We start from the raw sequence: 14,167 nt of genomic DNA, 5'->3' as shown, positions 1-14,167 counted from the left end.
GGGGCTCGGCATGATCGTCGCGGTCGGCCTTTCCCGCAATCGTTTGCGCAACGGGTGCGACGATGCGCCAAACGCCCGTTTCAATCAACATTGGACGCCTGCCGGTGCGGCGCTTGCCGCGAATCCATGACGGTGGCATTCGTCAGGTCGCGGGTCCATAATTTCGCGACCGGGCCGGACGCGGTGTCCGGCGGGCCTTCATCGATCCGATGGGCCTTGTCGTCTTGCGACCTGACTTACGCGGCGGCTTTCTCGTTCCTCGAATAGCGGAGAGTGGAAGATGTCAGCAGTCCTAAATATCAAGAAGATGTTCGTATTGATGTTGGAGAACCGCTCGTACGACAACCTCTTCGGGTGGTCGGATTTTCGCGGTTGGACGCCGGACGGCGCGCCGACACAGGCAGACGGGCTCACCGGCAAGCCGCCGTTTTCGAATGCGGGCGCGCGAGGGGCCGCCTACGCGGTAGGCCAGGGCGCGCCGTTTCGGCTAGCCTTCGACCCCGGCCACGAGTTTACCGATGCGCTCATGCAATGGACCTGCGCAAGTGACGGTCGCGCATACGCCACCTGCGTGCGCGACGATTCGGCAGGGCTTGCGAACGGCGCGTATCCCGCTTGCGCGCCGGTGCCGAACGACCTCGGTTTTGCGCGCGATCTGGAGGCGCACGGTTACGACGTGGCGTCGGCGTTGCGCTGCTTCACACCCGACCAACTGCCGGTGCTGAACTTTCTCGCGCAGCAATTCGCCGTATGCGACAGATGGTTTTCGTCGGTGCCCGGCCCGACCTGGCCGAATCGTTTCTTCGCCTTGGCCGGCACGTCCTGGGGGCTCGATCATTCGCCGAGCGGCCTCGTATCGATCGAAGCGAGCCTGTTCGACGGCGCCAAGTACGGCAATGGCGAAGACTCGTTGCTCACCCGGCTTGCGCCCGAACAATGGCTCGTCGCCCATGGCGACGTCCCTCAGTCGTGGGCGATCAAAGGCGCCGATGCGCATCACACGCGCTTCATCGGGCACGAGGATTTCTTTTCGACGTTGGCGAGCGGCAATCTCGATGCGAGTTTCGTCTTCATCGAGCCGCGCTACGACCCGATCGGCAACTTCGAAAACGGCGAATCGATGCATCCGTGCGGAGACGTGCGCTTGGGCGAGGCGCTCGTCGAACGCGTCTACAACGCGATTCTTTCGTCGCCGTATTGGGAGCAAAGCCTGCTGTTGATCGTGTTCGACGAGCACGGCGGGTTTTTCGACCACGTGATCCCCGATTCCGCCCACGTAGCCGGCATGCGCGCGCTCGCGCCCAGTTCGCCCACAGGGCTGACCAAGCGCGGCTTTCGATTCGATCGCTACGGGTTTCGCGTGCCCGCTGTCGTCGTGTCGCCGTACGTGAAGCAAGCCAGCATCGATCACACGGTGTACGACCATGCGTCGATTGCAAAGACGCTGGCGAAATTCCTGCCTTCGGACGGCGCGCCGCTGCTCGATACGCCGCGCTTCGCGGGCGCGGCCGATCTCACGGCGCTGCTCACCTTATCGACGCCGCGCAAGGCCAGCGATATTCACCCGTGTCCTCATGCGTTGCCGGTGGGCGCGGCCTCGGCCCCCGCTCGGCCGGGCGGCAGCGCGGCGGCGCTGCGTGCGCTCGACTGGCCCGGGCCGATCGGCGGTGGCGCCGCCTAGGCGGCGTCAGCGCCTCGTCGTCAAACGTCGCAACCGACTGCGGTGCGATTCGCCCGGCGGCGGCCGAGCCGCAAATAGAGCAGGGCGCAGCCGCTCATGCCCAGCGGCCACAGCAGGAACCAACCGGTCGCAAGACACAGCGCGACGACGCAAACGAGGGCGCATTGCGCACACCGATGCGCTGCGGTGCCGCGCGGCAACAAGCGCAGCGCCGCGGCGCACCCGAGCGCGTAGACGGTGACGAACGAGCCTGTCGTCATCAGCACGAGCGGCTTGGGGCCAACGCCTGCAAACGCGACCGCGCACATGGACAGTGCGGACAGCCCCGACACGACGGCGAGGCTGCGGCGCGGCACGTCCCCGGCGAGGCTGCCCGCCGCGAGCCAGCCCGGCAACGCGCCATCGCGGCCGAGCGCCGCGCCGAGTTTGGCCGCGCCTGCGAAGTAGGCGTTCATCGTCCCGAGCGTGAGCAGCAATGCGGCCGCCGCGGCGAGTACGCGGACATTGCCGCCGATGCCGAGCACGAGCAGTTCGGCGAGCGGCGCCGCGCTGTCTCCGGCCGAAGGGCCGAGCACGAGCACGCTGGCGAGCGCGACCGCCAAGTACAGCGCACCGACGACGACGACGGCGATGGCCGATGCCAGCGGCAAATCGCGGGCCGGATGCTTGAATTCGCCGGCCAGATGCGTGATGGCTTCCCACCCCGCGAAGCTCCAGACGAGCAGCGCGGCCGCCGGCACCACGGCGAGCCAGCCGTGCGGAGCGAACGGATGCAGGTAGGCGGCATGCGCGTGCGGCACGGAGGCGGCGACGGCAGTCAGCAGCAAGGCGACGAGCAACGTCGCCAGCACGACTTGCATCTTGCCCGATACGGTGACGCCGAGTGAATTGGCGAGTGTCACGATCGCGAGCAAGGCAGCGCTCGTCAAGAACACCGTATGTTCGCCGCCTCCCAGCGCCGCCGCGACATAGGCGCCCGCGAAGATCGCGGCAGCCGGTGTGCCGGCCGGCACGGCGAAATAAAAGCACCAGCCGACGATGGCCGAGGCGCGCGGGCCGAAGGCTCGGCGCGCATAGGTGGCGACCCCGCCCGCATCGGGGTAGCGCGCGCCCAGCGCGGCGAAGGTGGCGGCCAGGGGCGCCGAAAGCAGCACGAGCGCAAGCCACGCCAACAGCGACGCAGGGCCGGCCACTTTGGCTGCCAACGCGGGCAGCGCGATCACGCCGGTGCCTAGCACGGCCCCCACATAAAGCGCGGCCCCTTGAAGCACGGTGAGCCGCCCGTGCGCTGTTCCGTGTTGCCGCTGCGTGGTGTTCGTCGATTCGCTCATGGCGGGTCCGAATTCTCGTAGGCCGACGCAGATGCGTCGCTCGTTGGCGTGATGTGTGATCGTTATAATCCCGGATACCTGACAAAGGATGTCATGAATCGGGAGACAGGCGATGCGAACGAGCAGGCTCGTCTCGATGCTGCTGATGTTGCAGGCGCGCGGACGCATCACGGCGCAGGCATTGGCCGACGAATTCGAGGTGTCGGTGCGTACGATCTATCGCGATGTCGATCAGCTGAGCGCGGCGGGCGTGCCCGTCTATGCCGATCGCGGCCCGGGCGGCGGGTTTGCCCTGCTCGACGGATACCGGACCGACTTGACCGGCATGACGCGCGCCGAAGCCGAGACGCTGCCGATCGCCGGCTTGCCCGGCGCGGCCGCCGCGCTGGGCTTGAGCGAGCCGCTGCGCTCGGCGCAGCTCAAGCTGCTGGCGGCGCTGCCGGCCGCGGCGGCGGGCGGCTCCCGGATCGGCTCGCGCTTGCATATCGATCCCGTCGATTGGTATCGACGGCCGGAACCGGCCCCGCTGCTGCCGCAACTGGCGAGCGCAGTGTGGCAACAGCGATGCATCGCAATGCGCTATCGAAGCTGGGAGGGCGCGCGCTTGCGCCGCTGCCGGCCGCTCGGTCTCGTACTGAAGGCCGGCAATTGGTATCTCGTCGCACAAGCGCGCAAGCGCATGGGCATCTACAAGGCGGCCAACATCGAGCGCTTGTGCCTGCTCGATGAGTCCTTCGAGCGCCCCGACGGTTTCGACCTGCAGCAGCACTGGTCGGGCATGGTGGAGCGCTTCGAGCGCGGCTTGCTCAAAGGCAAGGCGACGTTGCTCGTCAGGCCCGACGCGCTGGCCGATCTGCATGCGCTCGGCGCGGCCGCCGCCGATCGAGCGGTTTGCGCCTTGTCCGCGCAGGATGGCTGGTGCGAAGTGACGCTGCCGGTGGAAGCGACGGAGCAGGCGGCGCGCCAATTGCTGCGGCTCGGTGCGTGTGTGCGCGTGCTCGATCCGCCCGCGTTGCGCGAAGCGCTACGCACGCTCGGCCAGGAAATCGCCGCATTGAACGCTACCGCCTGACACGCGCTGCGCGCCGTTTTTGCCGCTGTTGTGACGGTTGCGAACCGGTTCCCATCCGCCGAAACGGCCCGTCATGGTAATCCCGTATGCCTGACCGGGGGTGGTGAAAGGCTCGGGAAGGATTGTTCCACCTAGAATCGCTCCATCGATGTAACCCGGCCATTTTAAAAAGGCCGACATAAATGAGGAGACGCTCGCATGCACCCGATGTCGCGGAAAATCCGCAGTTTTTCTCTCGCTTCCGCCGTACTGTTCGGCTTGGCCTCTCAAGGCGCCATGGCTGCCGATGCCGGCAAGATCACCATCATGGTCGGGGGGATCACCAAGCTCATCTATTTGCCGGCAAAGTTGACGGAGCAACTCGGCTACTTCAAGGATGAAGGGCTCGATGTCGAATTGCTGTCGCAGCCGGCCGGCGTCGACGCTGAAAACGAACTGCTCGCGGGCGCCGTGCAAGCCGTGGTCGGTTTCTACGATCACACCATCGATCTGCAAACGAAGGGCAAGGACGTCAAAGCGATCGTCGTCTTCGGTCAAGTGCCGGGCGAAGTCGAGATGGTGTCGACCAAGGCGGCCGATTCGCTCAAATCGATGGCCGACGTCAAGGGCAAGACGCTGGGCGTGACGGGCCTGGGCTCCTCCACCAGTTTCCTCACGCAGTATCTGGCGAGCGTGCATGGCATCACCTCGTCGCAATACACGATGCTGCCCGTAGGGGCCGATGCGAGCTTCATCGCCGCGGTCAAGCAGTCGCGCATCGATGCGGGCATGACGACCGAGCCGACGGTATCGAAGCTGCTTGCAACCGGCGACGCCAAGGTGCTCGTCGATATGCGTTCGGTCGAAGGCACCAAGGCGGCGCTCGGCGGAACCTACCCGGCATCGAGCCTCTACGTGCAGTCGGCGTGGGTCGATTCGCATAAGGCCGAAGCCGCGAAGCTCGCCCATGCGTTCGTGCGCACGATGCAGTTCATCCATACGCACAGCGCGGAAGAGATCGCTGCCAAGATGCCGGCCGATTATCAGAAGGACAGGGCACTGTACGTGGGCGCACTGAAGGCCTCGCTGCCGATGTACACGGTGGATGGCAAGATGCCGGCCGACGGCCCGGAAACGGTGTTGAAGGTGCTCTCGGGCTTCAACCCGTCGGTCAAGGGCAAGCACGTCGATTTGTCGAAAACGTACACGAACGAGTTCGTGGCCGCGAAGTAAGTATCGATCGCTCGCTCGGGGCCAGTTGCCCGCGGGAGCGGATCGAAGTCAACCCCGCCGTACCCCAGGGCGCCGCAGTTCGGGCGCCCACCTCAAAACGCTTGGATGCTTTGATGAACCACGCTGCTTCCCAGGACGCACCCGTCATCGAGTTCGATTCGGTGTCGTGCCGCTTCATTTCCCCCGACGGTAAAGCGACGGTCGCGTTGCGCGATTTCAGCATGTCCGTCGCCAAGGGCGAATTCATCGCCATCGTCGGACCGACCGGCTGCGGCAAGTCGACGACGCTCAGCATGATCACGGGTTTGCTCAAGCCGACCACCGGCAGCGTGCGCGTCATGGGCAATCCCGTCACCGGTATCGATCCGCGTATCGGTTTCGTGTTTCAAGCCGACGCCGTGTTCCCGTGGCGCACGGTGCTCGACAATGTCGCCGCCGGTCCGTTGTTTCGCGGTCGCTCCAAAGCCGCCGCTCATGAAGAGGCGAAAGACTGGTTGCGCCGCGTGGGCCTCGAGAAATTCGGCGGCCACTATCCGCACCAGTTGTCGGGCGGCATGCGCAAGCGCGTGGCGCTGGCGCAGACGTTCATCAACAAGCCTGAGATCCTGCTGATGGACGAGCCGTTCTCCGCGCTCGACATGCAAACTCGCACGTTGATGCAGGACGAGTTGCTGCAGTTGTGGTCGGCCAACAAGGGCTCGGTCGTGTTCGTGACGCACGATCTGGAGGAAGCGATTGCGCTCGCCGATCGCGTCTTCGTGCTGACCGCGCGCCCGGCCACGCTCAAGAAGGTCTACCAAATCGACCTGCCGCGCCCGCGCATCACCTCGGAGATTCGCTACGAGCCCCGCTTCATCGAGCTTTCGCGCGATATTTGGCATGACCTGCGCGAAGAAGTGCAAATCGCTTGACCTGGAACACCGGAAAGACTGAGATGGCTACTATGGCTACTACCTTCGAACAATCATCCAAAGCAAGCCTCGCCGACGCGTCGCTTGCGGAAGTGGAAAAAACGGCGCGGCGCAAGCTGGCCCAGCGCCGCGCGTTGATCATCGCGTTGCGCTTGCTCGTGCTCGTCGTATGGCTTGGCGGCTGGGAGGTCGCGGGGCGGTTCAAATGGATCGATCCGTTTTTCTTCTCCATGCCCTCGCTGATCTTCGCCCAGATCATCGACTGGTTCGTGAACGGCACCTCGCAGGGGCCGCTGCTCGTGCAGGTTTGGGTGACGCTCGAAGAGACGATGATCGGCTTTGCGATCGGCTCCGTCGCCGGCGTGATTTGCGGGGTCGTATTGGGGCGCAACAAGCTGCTCTCCGATGTGTTCAGCCTCTACATCCAAATCGCCAATTCGATCCCGCGCGTCGTGCTCGGTTCGGTGTTCGTCATCGCCCTGGGCCTCGGCATGGCTTCGAAGGTGGCCCTCGCCGTCGTGATGGTGTTTTTCGTCGTCTTCGGCAATGCCTTCCAAGGGGTGCGCGAAGCCGACCGGTATATGATCGCCAATGCGCAGATTCTCGGCGCGTCCAAGCGGCAATTGACGACGGCCGTCGTGATCCCTTCGGCGCTGTCCTGGATCTTGGCGAGCTTGCACGTGAGCTTCGGCTTCGCGCTCGTCGGCGCGGTGGTCGGCGAGTTCCTCGGCTCGAAGCAAGGTATCGGCCTCTTGATCTCGACGGCCCAAGGCGCCTTCAACTCGAGCGGCGTGTTCGCGGCGATGATCGTATTGGCTGTGGTGGCTTTGACGACGGACTACCTGTTGACGACGCTGGAAAAACGGTTGCTGAAATGGAGGCCCGCCGCCTTCTGAGCGAGCGGATGCGCCAAGCGGCGCGAACGAGATGGCCGGCTCGCGCCGAGCCGATGCTGCCCGCGTCGGCCGTGCGCGGGCCAAACGACATAGACGGGGCGTCGATCGATGATGCATAGCTTGCGCGCCCGCCTGCTTTGGTGGGTGCTATTGCCGCTCGCGGCGTTCATGCTCGTCGCCGGGGTCATGGCGTACGAGGCCGCGCGTCAGACGGCCGACTTGTTGCAAGACAGCGTCCTGCTCGCGTCGGCGCGAACGATCGGAGAGGATGTCCAGTGGAGCAACGGCGAGCTGACCGCCAACATCCCGCCCGCAGCGCTCGAAATGTTCGAGTCGCCCTATCAAGATCACGTCTTCTACAAGGTCGTGGCGGGCGGCGACAGGCTGCTCGGCGGTTCGCTCGAGCTTTCGCTGCCTAGCGATGCGCACCCATCCTATCCGGTCTTCTACGACACCACGCTCGACGGCCAATCGATTCGAGCGGTCGCGTTCGAACGCCAGCTCTACAACTCCGGCGAGGCGTTGCCGGTCGTCGTTGTCGTGGGCAAGACGCAAGCGTCCCGGCAGGGCATGTTGGCGCAACTGTGGCATCCGCAACTCGTGCGGCAGGGTTTGATGCTCGTGCTTGCGGTGCTGCTCGTGCTGATCGGTCTCACGAGCGAGTTGCGCCCGCTCATGAAGCTGAAAGAGGACGTGGCCGATCGCGACCCGATGGAACTCGATCCCGTTCATGTGGCGCATCTGCCCACGGAACTGCGGCCGATCGTGGATGCGATCAACCAGTGCATCGCCCGGCTCAAGCTTCATACGAGCACCCAGCGGCAGTTCATAGCCGACGCCGCGCATCAATTGCGGACGCCGCTGACGCTGCTCGATACGCAAGTCGAATGCGCGCGCCAATGCATCGACGACAGGCCCGCTTTGTCCGATGCGCTTGCAGGCATCCATCGCACGAGCCGCAAGATGACGGAAATCACGAACCAGTTGCTGCTGCTCGCGCGTGCCGAGGCGGCGCCATCGCCCAACGTGTCCGTCGATATGACCGAAGTCGTCTCGTCGGTACTGGAGGAGCTGATTTTGGCCGCCCAGCGCCGCGACATCGACCTTGGCGCCGAGCTCGACGGCGACTTGCGCGTGGCGGGCAACGAGCAGTTGTTGACGGCGCTCGTCGCCAACCTGGTCGACAACGCGGTGCGATACACGCACGAGGGCGGCGCGGTGACGGCCCGATGCCGTCGGGAGGGCGAGCAAATCGTGCTCGAAGTCGAGGACAATGGGCCAGGCATTCCCGCGGAGATACGCGTTCATGTGTTCGAGCGGTTCTATCGCGGGATGACGAACGTCGAGGGCACGGGCCTCGGCTTGTCGATCGTGCAGCGCATCGCACAGTCGCACGGCGGCTCAGTTGCGGTCGCGCCGGGCGCGGGTCGGATCGGGCTTGTCGCCACCGTGCGCTTGCCTGCGTGGAAGGAAAAGGAATGATGCGATGAAGTTGCTGCTCGTGGAAGATAACGCCGAACTCTCGCATTGGATCGTCAATCTACTGCAGGGCGAGAATTTCACGGTCGATTGCGTGCCCGACGGCGAAGCGGCCGACGCGGTGCTGCGCACCGGTCACTACGATGTGATTCTGCTCGACATGCGCTTGCCGCGGATGAGCGGCAAGGATGTCCTCGCGCGTTTGCGGCGTCGTGGCGACAATGCGCCCGTGCTCATGCTGACGGCGCACGGGTCCATCGACGACAAAGTCGATTGCTTCAGCGCGGGCGCCGACGACTATGTGGTGAAGCCGTTCGATGCGCGCGAACTCATCGCACGCATCAAGGCGCTGATCCGCCGGCAAGCGAGCGGCAAGTCCGTCTCGCTCGTGTGCGGCGATTTGCACTACAACTCCAACACCCGAGAATTCAGTCACCAAGACACCCCGCTCGTATTGCGGCGGCGCGAGCATGCGATTCTCGAGGCGCTGATGCTCAAGCAAGGCAAGACCGTATCGAAGACGGCGTTGATGGATAGCGTCTACAGCCTGGAAGACGAACCTAGCGCCGATGCGATCGACATTTACATTCACCGTTTGCGTAAGCACTTGATTCATTCGACGGCGCAGATCATGACGCTGCGCGGGCTCGGCTACGTGTTGCGGGCGAAGGACGGCTCGTAGGTCGCAATCGTCGGGTTGGCCGATAGCCGCTAGTTTGAGGGCGGTTTACGTATAACTACTTAGTAGTACTAACGATCGGCGAAAGGAGCGTGAAGGATAGCGACGGATACGATTCTCTCCATTGCGACGACGCAAGAAAAATACGGCACGGTGGGCCGGCTTCGCGCAAAACAAAATTTCAACGCAGTAAGAGAGGAGACGATCTTGAAAAAGACGTATCGTACATTGGCGCTGACGGCGGGCGCTTTGGTGGCAACGAGCGCGCATGCGCAATCGAGCGTGCAGCTCTATGGCTTGATCGATCTGAGCGCTGTCGCCTATACGACGAACGCGAACGCAGCCGGCCAGCACTTGATCTCGATGGGCCATCCGAACGACGTGGGCGGCGAACCGTGGTTCAGCGGCAGCCGCTGGGGCCTGCGCGGCGCTGAGGACATCGGCGGCGGCAACAAGATCATCTTCACGTTGGAGAGCGAATTCGTCCCGACGAGCGGCAACATGGAAGATGCTGGTCAGCTCTTCGACCGCGATTCCTGGGTGGGTCTCGTCAATCCTACGCTAGGCCAGGTGACGGTCGGCTTCCAAGATACGGTTGCGAAGGACTTCTCCGGCCTTTATGGCGATCCGTACACGAGCTCGAAGTTCTCGACCAAGGAAGGGGCTTACACCAACTCCAACAATTTCAAGCAGCTCGTTTTCTACGCGGCGGGGCCGACCGGCACACGCTCGGAAAACAGTATCGCGTGGAAGAAGCTGTTCAGTAACGGGATCTACGCGGCAGCCGACTATCAGTTCAGCAACTCGACGCAATTTGCGACCGGGTCGGGCTACCAAGCGGCGCTCGGCTATAACGGTCCGTCGTTCTCCGTGGGTGGGTTCTACAACCACACGAACAACGGCAACTTCGTCGATCAGACGTACTCGGTGGGGGGCAATTATCGCTTCGGCATCGGTAAGATCAATGCCGGCTACTTCCATTACACGGGCAAGCAAGGCTCGCTGCCCGATCGGGAAGACAACGCGTGGACGGTGTCGTTCAAGCTCGCACCGCACGGCCCGATGGACTATGAGCTGGGCTATCAGCAGATGCACGTGAAGAACGCGGCGTACAACGCCGACGGCAACATTCCGAACGCGAACTCGGGCTCGTTCGACACGACGGCCACGACGGTTCACAACGGCTACAAGGAAACGGTCTACGCCTCGACTTTCTATCATCTGTCGAAGCGAACCGAGTTGTATCTGGCGGCCGACTACATGAAGTTGCACGGCGGCTACACGGTGGCGGGAACGCACGGCCACGACAATCAGCTCGAAGTCGCGACGGGTATTCGCACGCGCTTCTGATCGATTCCCCTCCCACTCCGCGACGACTAGCCGCTTAGCGGCGGCTTGAGGCGGCGGCGAACTTGTTCGCCCGCCGCCCTTTTTTTGTGGATGACAGCCATGGTATGGATTCCCAACATTCGCGCCGCGCTGACCGCGACGATCGTGGGCTACACGGGCGCGCTGGTTCTCGTGATTGCCGCGTCGGTGGCGGGGCTCCAATCGGCCAATGTCGCGCTCGAAAGAATGTACAGCGGCGAAACCGCGGCGTTGACGGCGTTGGCCGACAGCGCCGATAACATCTTGCAGGCGCGCGTCGCGCTCGGCGGCTACGAGACGCTCGTGGCCCAAGGCAAGCCGACGGCCGCCACGCTCGAGCGCACGCATGCAGCGCTGAGTGCGAGCGATCGAGCGCTTGCGGCGTATCTGGCGCTGCCCGTTTCGGGCGAGGTTGAAGCCGCACTTGCCAATGCGCTGCGCCTTGCGCGTGACAAGCTGATAGGGCAAGTGATCGCGCCGGAAGTGGCGGCGCTCGATCAAGACGATTTCGCGTCGTTTCGACTGATCGAGCGGCGGGCGAGCGAGGCGCTCTTTGCGGACTATCGGCAAGCTTCGCGGCGGTTGATGGAGTTCCAGGTGAAGGCGCAAAGGGCGCACTTTGCAGCGGCGCAACAGCGCTTTCACGATTTACTGTGGCTCTTTGTCGTCGTCGGCTGCGCATCGATCGTCTTCGCTGTGCTCGCACGACGCTTTCTGCGCGGCGCCGTCGTAAAACCGATCGGCACGGCCGTCGCTCATTTCGAGCGCATCGCGACGGGCGATCTGACCTCGGCGATCGATGTCTCTCGCGGCGGCGAGATGGGGCGTTTGATGGCGGCGCTCGCGCGCATGCAGCGCAGCTTGGCCGAGGCCGTGACGCGCGTGCGCGAAGGCACCGGGCAGATCCGGCGTGGCGTGCACGAAATGGCCGACGCCAATGCGGACTTGTCGGCGCGCACCGAGCGCCAAGCGGCGGCGCTGCAGCAAGCCGCCGCAAGTCTCGAAACGCTGACGGCGACCGTGGTGCAAAACGCCCGCCATGCGCGCGAGGCCAATGCGCTAGCCGAGACCGCGTCGGCTACGGCGGGGCGGGGCGGAGACGCCGTGAGCGAGATCGTTGCCGCGATCGCCGACATGGCGGCCGACTCGGAGCATATCGTGGACATTGTCGGCGCGATCGAGGGCATCGCATTTCAAACCAATATTCTCGCGCTCAATGCGGCGGTGGAGGCGGCGCGCGCCGGCGAACAAGGACGCGGATTCGCCGTGGTGGCCGGCGAGGTACGCGCGCTCGCGCAACGCTCGGCGGCCGCGGCCAAAGAGATCCGCGAGCTGATGACGGCCTCGGCGGCGAAGGTTCAGGGCGGAACGCAATTGGCCGAGCGCGCCCACGCGACGATGACGCGGATCGTGCAGGCCGCGAGCGAAGTGCGGCACATCATCGCCGAAATCAGCACGGCCTCCGAGCGTCAATCGTCCGACATCGAAGCCATCAATCTGACCGTCTCGCAGATGGAGCAAACGACGCAGCAAAACGCCGCGCTCGTGGAACAGGCCGCCGGCGCGGCTGCGTCGCTCGAAGAGCAGGCTCGCCTGCTCGACGAAACGGTCGCGGCGTTTCGACTCCACCCCGATGGCCGCTCTGCCGCAACGCTCGGGGCGATGCGACAGGGGAAGCCCGAGATTCACTCGTTCATTCACGCATGACCACCACCGATCATCCACTTACGCGCACCTGTCACTACCGGATCGTCGGCGTGACGCACGCGGGCAAACCGTTTCGGCCGGGCGATTGGGCCGAGCGGCTCGCGGGCGTCATCACGCTGTTCGTCAAGGAGCGGCGGCCGGGCCGCGGCGTTGCGGCGACGTGGCTCGCGGTGCCGTTCGTCGACGGCAGCGTCAAATGTTTGCGCATTTCGGCTGAACTCGTCGAGGTTTGTCCCGAGGCGTTCGAGTTCCTCATGCGCTTTGCGAGGGATAACGAGCTATCGGTCCGAGCCGGCGGCTAGCGCGGACGGCGGAGCGCGGGCCGACCCGATGGTGCGCTTGGCCGCGCGTTCACTTGGCGGGCCGGCAACGGACGGTCGGCGCCGTATAGGGAGTTGGATATTCGGAGTACGGACCGCTCAGCACGCGTAGCCGCTGGGTGGCCAGCACCTCGGCTTGGCGTTCCTCCGTAATGCTGAGCCCGTTTTGCTCGGCGGCGGTGCTCGCGGGGAATTCGTTGACGTCGCAATTCACGGTCTTTCCGTTGCGCAAGAGAACGGTTGTCGAATACGCGTAGTCGGACGATAGCGGGGTGCACGCCAAACAGGATGCGCACAGGGCCGCGCATGCGGCGACCCGTGAAGTGGAGCTCCTCGTCATCGCTGCCTCCCTCCTTCATGAAAGCGACGCAACGCGCCTGCTTCTTTTTCTGCCAATCCACGATCGCCACCTTGTCATGGGCGAGCGCGCGATGCAAACTGGCGTTCGCTTAGCGCGGCACCTTTCCCCAAACAAGCAGAGAGGCATCGATGCAGTTGATCGGCATGATGGATTCCCCGTTCGTACGTCGCGTCGCCGTGTCCATGGCGGTCTATGGTATGCCGTTCGAGCACCGGCCGGTTTCCGTATTTCGCCACTTCGATCGGTTCCGAGAGATCAATCCCGTGGTCAAGGCGCCGACGTTCATCGACGACGATGGCACGCAGTTGATCGACTCGACGCTCATTCTCGATTACCTCGAACATCGCGTTGCGCCGCAAGCACGCTTGATGCCGCAAGACGGCACGGCGCGCCGTGAAGCGCTGCGCGTGATCGGGTTCGCGCTGGCCGCGTGCGAGAAAACCGTACAGATCGCCTACGAGCGCAACTTGCGGCCGCTGGAAAAGCAACACGCGCCGTGGCTGGAACGCGTGCAGACGCAGTTGACCGCCGCCTATGACACGCTCGAGCGCGGTATCGCCGGTGTCGGGGCCGACACCTGGCTGTGCGGCGACCGTCTCATGCAGCCCGATATCACCGTAGCGGTGGCCTGGCGCTTTACGCAACACATGCTGCCCGGCGCGGTCGAACCGGGCCGCTATCCGGCCTTGGCCGCGCTGTCGGAGCGAGCCGAAGCCTTGCCGGCCTTCATCGGTGCACCGCTAGAATGACACCGCTCGAATGAGATACGCGCTGCGATTGTTCGCTTCTTGCGACTTCTGACTTTCGATTTAACGCATTTATCGGCATCGCGCACGTCCTTAGAATGGCGATCAGGCTGGATGACGAGGCATAGGCTGCCCCGCAGATCAGCTAGGAGAGTCGCCATGAAGAATCAGATCGAACAACGGCTGTACAGCCCGACCGTCGTCTTGCCGATGGTCGAACTGATGGAATTGATGGTGTCGCTCGATTTCAATCTGGGGCAAGTCGGCGCGGTCATGGCGACGCGCGGCGCGCGGGCGGCGTTGCATCGTTCGCGTGAACTGTTCGGTCACCGTCATAGCGGCGCGGCCGCGGCCGTCTGAGTGCGTGCGCACCGCGGGTCGGTTGCCGCTTGCGCCGTTCATCG

At 64.2% G+C, this 14,167-nt stretch carries 14 protein-coding genes; 12 read left to right on the top strand and 2 right to left on the bottom strand.

What is annotated here, in order from left to right; all coding sequences use genetic code 11:
• Positions 1-280 precede the first annotated feature (280 nt).
• Complete coding sequence (locus QQS38_RS02070) at positions 281-1,681, top strand: alkaline phosphatase family protein (RefSeq protein WP_479643702.1); 1,401 nt, start codon at positions 281-283, stop codon at positions 1,679-1,681.
• Positions 1,682-1,701: 20 nt separating this feature from the next.
• Here the strand turns inward: QQS38_RS02070 and QQS38_RS02065 are convergent, their stop codons facing one another.
• A complete protein-coding gene (locus QQS38_RS02065) occupies positions 1,702-3,012 on the bottom strand; it encodes an APC family permease (protein ID WP_479643701.1) in 1,311 nt (436 codons plus the stop codon).
• Positions 3,013-3,124: 112 nt separating this feature from the next.
• Between QQS38_RS02065 and QQS38_RS02060 the strand changes: the two genes are divergently transcribed.
• The 9 genes from QQS38_RS02060 to QQS38_RS02020 all read left to right on the top strand — a co-directional run bounded on the left by QQS38_RS02060 (position 3,125) and on the right by QQS38_RS02020 (position 12,638).
• A complete protein-coding gene (locus QQS38_RS02060) occupies positions 3,125-4,084 on the top strand; it encodes a helix-turn-helix transcriptional regulator (protein WP_479643700.1) in 960 nt (319 codons plus the stop codon).
• Positions 4,085-4,291: 207 nt separating this feature from the next.
• Entirely contained in the window at positions 4,292-5,296 is a 1,005-nt protein-coding gene (locus tag QQS38_RS02055) for an ABC transporter substrate-binding protein (RefSeq protein WP_479643699.1), read from the top strand.
• A 113-nt stretch (positions 5,297-5,409) separates the two neighbouring features.
• Positions 5,410-6,207: an ABC transporter ATP-binding protein gene (locus QQS38_RS02050; RefSeq protein WP_479643698.1), complete on the top strand. Its 798-nt coding sequence runs from the start codon at positions 5,410-5,412 to the stop codon at positions 6,205-6,207.
• Positions 6,208-6,239: 32 nt separating this feature from the next.
• Complete coding sequence (locus tag QQS38_RS02045; RefSeq protein ID WP_479643697.1) at positions 6,240-7,103, top strand: ABC transporter permease; 864 nt, start codon at positions 6,240-6,242, stop codon at positions 7,101-7,103.
• A 108-nt stretch (positions 7,104-7,211) separates the two neighbouring features.
• Complete coding sequence (locus tag QQS38_RS02040) at positions 7,212-8,585, top strand: sensor histidine kinase (protein ID WP_479643696.1); 1,374 nt, start codon at positions 7,212-7,214, stop codon at positions 8,583-8,585.
• A 4-nt stretch (positions 8,586-8,589) separates the two neighbouring features.
• Positions 8,590-9,264 carry a response regulator gene (locus QQS38_RS02035; protein ID WP_479643695.1) on the top strand — a complete coding sequence of 225 codons (675 nt, stop codon included), beginning with the start codon at positions 8,590-8,592 and terminating at the stop codon, positions 9,262-9,264.
• A 150-nt stretch (positions 9,265-9,414) separates the two neighbouring features.
• A complete protein-coding gene (locus QQS38_RS02030) occupies positions 9,415-10,611 on the top strand; it encodes a porin (RefSeq protein ID WP_479643694.1) in 1,197 nt (398 codons plus the stop codon).
• Positions 10,612-10,710: 99 nt separating this feature from the next.
• Positions 10,711-12,336 (top strand): methyl-accepting chemotaxis protein, encoded by a 1,626-nt coding sequence (locus tag QQS38_RS02025; RefSeq protein WP_479643693.1) that lies wholly within the window; start codon positions 10,711-10,713, stop codon positions 12,334-12,336.
• Complete coding sequence (locus QQS38_RS02020; RefSeq protein WP_479643692.1) at positions 12,333-12,638, top strand: DUF3579 domain-containing protein; 306 nt, start codon at positions 12,333-12,335, stop codon at positions 12,636-12,638. Before QQS38_RS02025 ends, QQS38_RS02020 begins: the two co-directional genes overlap by 4 nt.
• 49 nt (positions 12,639-12,687) lie before the next feature.
• Here the strand turns inward: QQS38_RS02020 and QQS38_RS02015 are convergent, their stop codons facing one another.
• Positions 12,688-12,870, bottom strand: coding sequence for a hypothetical protein (locus tag QQS38_RS02015; protein WP_479643691.1), 183 nt, complete (start codon positions 12,868-12,870; stop codon positions 12,688-12,690).
• 275 nt (positions 12,871-13,145) lie between these two features.
• Between QQS38_RS02015 and QQS38_RS02010 the strand changes: the two genes are divergently transcribed.
• Positions 13,146-13,766, top strand: a complete 621-nt coding sequence (locus QQS38_RS02010) for a glutathione S-transferase family protein (protein ID WP_479643690.1) — start codon at positions 13,146-13,148, stop codon at positions 13,764-13,766.
• 156 nt (positions 13,767-13,922) lie between these two features.
• Positions 13,923-14,123 (top strand): hypothetical protein, encoded by a 201-nt coding sequence (locus tag QQS38_RS02005; protein ID WP_479643689.1) that lies wholly within the window; start codon positions 13,923-13,925, stop codon positions 14,121-14,123.
• The last annotated feature ends 44 nt before the right edge of the window (positions 14,124-14,167 follow it).

The organism is Trinickia sp. Z7 (assembly GCF_056498045.1).
The sequence above is the reverse complement of the archived record's forward strand: the minus strand, read 5'-3'. Positions and strand labels throughout refer to the sequence as shown.

What these genes read in the sequence shown, in the direction of transcription:
- QQS38_RS02065 (WP_479643701.1), bottom strand. Translation starts at nt 3,012, where the DNA reads ATGAGCGAATCGACGAACACCACGCAGCGGCAACACGGAACAGCGCAC.
- QQS38_RS02025 (WP_479643693.1), top strand. Translation starts at nt 10,711, where the DNA reads ATGGTATGGATTCCCAACATTCGCGCCGCGCTGACCGCGACGATCGTG.
- QQS38_RS02040 (WP_479643696.1), top strand. Translation starts at nt 7,212, where the DNA reads ATGATGCATAGCTTGCGCGCCCGCCTGCTTTGGTGGGTGCTATTGCCG.
- QQS38_RS02035 (WP_479643695.1), top strand. Translation starts at nt 8,590, where the DNA reads ATGAAGTTGCTGCTCGTGGAAGATAACGCCGAACTCTCGCATTGGATC.
- QQS38_RS02020 (WP_479643692.1), top strand. Translation starts at nt 12,333, where the DNA reads ATGACCACCACCGATCATCCACTTACGCGCACCTGTCACTACCGGATC.
- QQS38_RS02070 (WP_479643702.1), top strand. Translation starts at nt 281, where the DNA reads ATGTCAGCAGTCCTAAATATCAAGAAGATGTTCGTATTGATGTTGGAG.
- QQS38_RS02045 (WP_479643697.1), top strand. Translation starts at nt 6,240, where the DNA reads ATGGCTACTACCTTCGAACAATCATCCAAAGCAAGCCTCGCCGACGCG.
- QQS38_RS02010 (WP_479643690.1), top strand. Translation starts at nt 13,146, where the DNA reads ATGCAGTTGATCGGCATGATGGATTCCCCGTTCGTACGTCGCGTCGCC.
- QQS38_RS02050 (WP_479643698.1), top strand. Translation starts at nt 5,410, where the DNA reads ATGAACCACGCTGCTTCCCAGGACGCACCCGTCATCGAGTTCGATTCG.
- QQS38_RS02055 (WP_479643699.1), top strand. Translation starts at nt 4,292, where the DNA reads ATGTCGCGGAAAATCCGCAGTTTTTCTCTCGCTTCCGCCGTACTGTTC.
- QQS38_RS02005 (WP_479643689.1), top strand. Translation starts at nt 13,923, where the DNA reads ATGAAGAATCAGATCGAACAACGGCTGTACAGCCCGACCGTCGTCTTG.
- QQS38_RS02060 (WP_479643700.1), top strand. Translation starts at nt 3,125, where the DNA reads ATGCGAACGAGCAGGCTCGTCTCGATGCTGCTGATGTTGCAGGCGCGC.